Origin of the sequence: Fodinibius sp. (genome assembly GCF_041642155.1) — a bacterium.
Taxonomy (GTDB): domain Bacteria; phylum Bacteroidota; class Rhodothermia; order Balneolales; family Balneolaceae; genus Fodinibius.
In genome coordinates, this window is sequence record NZ_JBEPWZ010000280.1 from 1 (window position 1) to 3,886 (window position 3,886).

Genomic DNA, 3,886 nt, shown 5'->3' on the forward strand with positions numbered 1-3,886 from the left:
TTTTATCGCCAAAACCGGGGGCCGAATCCAGCGCGTCGCGGAAAGGGCCGTAAAACGCCGAGGCATATTTGGCACTGTACGCCATAATGCCGGTGTTTTTAAAAGCAGCATCGTCAAGCGCCTCCCGAATAGCCCCGATGCGGCCGTCCATCATATCAGACGGGGCCACCATATCAGCGCCGGCTTCGGCGTGGCTTACAGCCATTTTTGCCAGCACCTCCACCGATTCGTCGTTTAATATCTCCCCCTCTTCCACGATGCCGTCGTGTCCATAGCTGGAATACGGATCCATCGCGATGTCGGTCATGACCAGTATCCCGGGAAATGCTTCCTTAATGGCCCTTACCGCCCGCTGCATCAGTCCCCCGGGGTTCAGCGCTTCGGTGCCTTTGTTGTCTTTCTTCTCATCCGGCACCTTTGCAAAGACCAATACCGACTGGATACCCGCTTCTTCCAGCGCTTTGATTTCCTCAAGCAGCAAATCGAGGGTATAGCGGTAGTAGTCGGGCATGGAGGGAATTTCTATTTTCTGATCTTTCCCTTCCATCACAAAGACCGGGGCGATAAAATCCACCGGCTTCAGATTGTGCTCCGCAACCATCCTGCGGACCGCCGCACTGGCCCGCAGCCGGCGGCCGCGAATGTATGGAAATTGTCCGTGTGTCATATAAGTACATTTATTGATATTGACAGATGACTGTTGACCCGGCGTGAACGGGCCACGCCAAATATATTAAACTTATTACCACCGTATGATATTATTCGTTGACCTGTATCTGTGCCGGCCTGTTCATCCCGCCTTACGGGTCTTCTATTTCCAACTCTTTGCCATATACGATCCAGTCCACGGGGTTTTTGAGCCGCTCGATCAAATGGGCCTCTTCGCTGCCTTCCGGCACCTGAAAGTCATAATCCCACCGCACGCGCGGGGGCAAGCTCATTAAAATGGATTCCGTTCTCCCCTCGGTTTTCAGGCCAAACAAGGTACCCCGATCGTGAATTAAATTAAACTCGACATACCGGCCGCGGCGAATCTCCTGAAAATATCGCTGCCGGTCGGTATAGGACTCCTCTTTTCTCCGTTTTACGATAGGCAGGTAGCTCTCCAGGAACGCGTCGCCCACCTCCGTGGTAAGAGCGTACCAATTTTCGGAAGCTCGTTCCTCGGTGGGACGCAAATAATCGAAAAAAAGCCCCCCCACCCCGCGCCCTTCGGAGCGGTGCTCGTTGTAAAAATACTCGTCGCACTCTTTTTTGAACCGGGGATACAGCTCACCGCCGTGCTTGTCACAGGCCGCCTTCAGCACCCGGTGGAAATGCACTGCATCTTCATCCCACAGGTAATAGGGCGTCAAATCGGCCCCGCCGCCGAACCAGCAGTCGCGGACCTCACTCATCCCGGCATCGTCATACAGCTCAAAATAGCGATAGTTGGCATGCACCGTGGGCACCATCGGACTCCGGGGATGAATAACCAGTGACAGTCCCCCGGCCCAGAACCAACCCTGATCCACCTCAAAACGACTGCGGATCAGTTCCGGCAGTTCGCCGTACACCGTGGAGGTGTTGACCCCGCCTTTTTCAAAGATATCTCCTTTTTCAATCACCCGGCTGTGTCCCCCGCCCCCGCCTTCGCGATCCCAGTTGTCGTGGCGAAACCGGGCATTTTGCTCAAATTCCTCCAGCCTGTCGCAGATCTCGTCCTGCAGGTTTCGGATGTAATCGGTGAATCTTTCCTTAATTGACATACATACTGTATTATCTTGTCTTTTTCGTCCATATCAAAACCAAACAGGCTATCCCCCTTTTCTCATCCTGGAGCTCGTTGGAGCTTCTCCCCTTCAAATGAAACAGAAAATGCATTCAGGAGATGTTTTGACAGGCTCAAAAAATAGATGGTATAATTTTTCAAAAGTTTTTTCATACTACTTTTCCGGGCTCATATTCTTTAACAGCGTCTATGAATGCACGGGCGTGATCCACGGGAATATCCGGCAGGATGCCATGTCCCAGGTTCGCGATATATTTTTGCGGACCAAAGCGATCGATCATCCGCGTAGTCTGGCGTGTAATCTCATCCGTCGGCATCATCAGCTTAGAGGGATCGAAATTACCCTGCAATACGATGTCACCCCGCGTAGCCTCCCGCCCGTACTCGGGGGTAATCGTCCAATCGAGTCCCACTGCCGCGGCCTTGCTTTTAAAGCTGAGCCGCTCGAGGGCATACCAGCTGCCCTTGGCAAACAGGATCAGGGGCACCTCGTCAACAGCATCGCAAATTTCCATCAGACTCGGCATTGCCCACTCATTGAAGTCTTCGGGCCCCAGCAAGCCCGCCCACGAATCAAATAACTGCACCACCTGGGCCCCGGCTGAAACCTGGGCGTTCAGGTAATCAATCGTGGCCTTCGTCAGCTCTTTCATGACGTGGCGGGCCGCATCCGGATGCTGGTACATGAACGCCTTGGCTTTGGCAAAATTCTTGGATCCCTCGCCCTGTACCATATAGCAGAAGAGCGTCCACGGCGCCCCGGCAAAGCCGATCAGCGGCACCCGCCCGTTAAGCTCCCTGCGCGTCAGCGTTATCGCTTCCATTACGTGATGGAGCTTCCCGGGCACGTCTTCAGCCAAAATAGCGAAAGCATCGTCCACGCTGCGAATCGGATTGTCCATCACCGGTCCCTTCCCCTTAACCAGGTCTACATCGATGCCAAGAGCTTGCGGTACCGTCAGGATATCGGAAAAAATAATGGCGGCATCCGGGCCAAGCTCGTCGATGGGCTGGATCGTGATTTCACAGGCCAGCTCGGGCGTCTCCACACGTTCGAAGAAGGTATATTTCTTTCGGATTTCCATGTACTGGGGAAGATAGCGTCCCGCCTGGCGCATCATCCACACCGGGGGACGTTCGACTTCCCGGCCTTTGAGGGTCCGCAGCAACAAATCGTTTTTCAATTCGGGAAATGTTTTTTTCATAAATACTGTGTTATCATCCACCGTCTTTTACGGGTTTAAACAGGTTAACAAGGTACAGGCAGAGAGCTTTGCAAAAACCGCTCTTTTGGCCAGTCTCTGCACTTTTGCACGTTGAACATCCTTATATATGATATATGCTTATAACATGCTACGGGTTAGAATTCGCCCAGGCTGTGATATTGATATTGGTCAAAATGCCTGCTTTTTCAAACTCTTCGATACATTCAGCGTTGACTGCCAAAGAATTACCCCGGCAGTTATTTCCTTTCTGCTTTATTATTATCGTTAAAGATATAATTGGCCGCCGTGCGGAGAAGCACTTCGGTATCGGGCTGCCGGGCGATTTCCACCGGCCGGTTGCTTTCCTTCTTCAGGGTCTTTGCGGTAGTGGGACCAATGGCAAACAGCGGGGGCAGCTCGTCACGGTCAAACCCGGTTCCCCTCTTAAAGCCCTCTACTGCACTGGGACTGTAAAACAGGATTCCGCTGACCGGTTTGTTGGGCAGGTAAACGGGATGAATAACGGTTTCATAGACCTCCAGTTCGATGACTTCGATCCCTTCTTCCACCAGGTGATTGGTCATCTCATCCCGGCTCAGGTTACCATGAAAATAAATCACCGAATTTATTTTTCCCTCCTCGATAATCAGCTCCGCCAGGTGTTTGCCATCCTGCATGCGCGGAATCCTTGATTCAAGTCCCAGTCCCCGAAGAGCCTCCTGTGTTTTGGCACCCACCGCAAAAAGCTGAGTTTCGGGTCGTACCTGCAGGCCCGACTTCATCAGCTCTCCCAGGGCTTTCACCCCGTTGGCGCTGGTGAACACCCAGTCCGACTTGAGATGATTATTGATCACCTTGAGGACACCATCCCAGTAATCCGGAAAATTAAATTCAAGGGCGGGTTCAACAA

The 3,886-nt window shown here is 52.6% G+C and carries 4 protein-coding genes; all 4 read right to left on the reverse strand.

What is annotated here, in order from left to right; translation table 11 throughout:
- On the reverse strand, positions 1–667 hold a 667-nt coding region (gene hemB / locus ACESLU_RS12645), incomplete at its 3' end, for a porphobilinogen synthase (RefSeq protein ID WP_372639002.1).
- A 133-nt stretch (positions 668–800) separates the two neighbouring features.
- Positions 801–1,742 carry an oxygen-dependent coproporphyrinogen oxidase gene (hemF, locus tag ACESLU_RS12650; protein ID WP_372639005.1) on the reverse strand — a complete coding sequence of 314 codons (942 nt, stop codon included), beginning with the start codon at positions 1,740–1,742 and terminating at the stop codon, positions 801–803.
- A gap of 178 nt (positions 1,743–1,920) precedes the next feature.
- Positions 1,921–2,976 carry a uroporphyrinogen decarboxylase gene (gene hemE, locus ACESLU_RS12655; RefSeq protein WP_372639003.1) on the reverse strand — a complete coding sequence of 352 codons (1,056 nt, stop codon included), beginning with the start codon at positions 2,974–2,976 and terminating at the stop codon, positions 1,921–1,923.
- 257 nt (positions 2,977–3,233) lie between these two features.
- Positions 3,234–3,886 (reverse strand): uroporphyrinogen-III synthase (locus tag ACESLU_RS12660; RefSeq protein WP_372639004.1); only part of this gene is annotated, 653 nt, incomplete at its 5' end.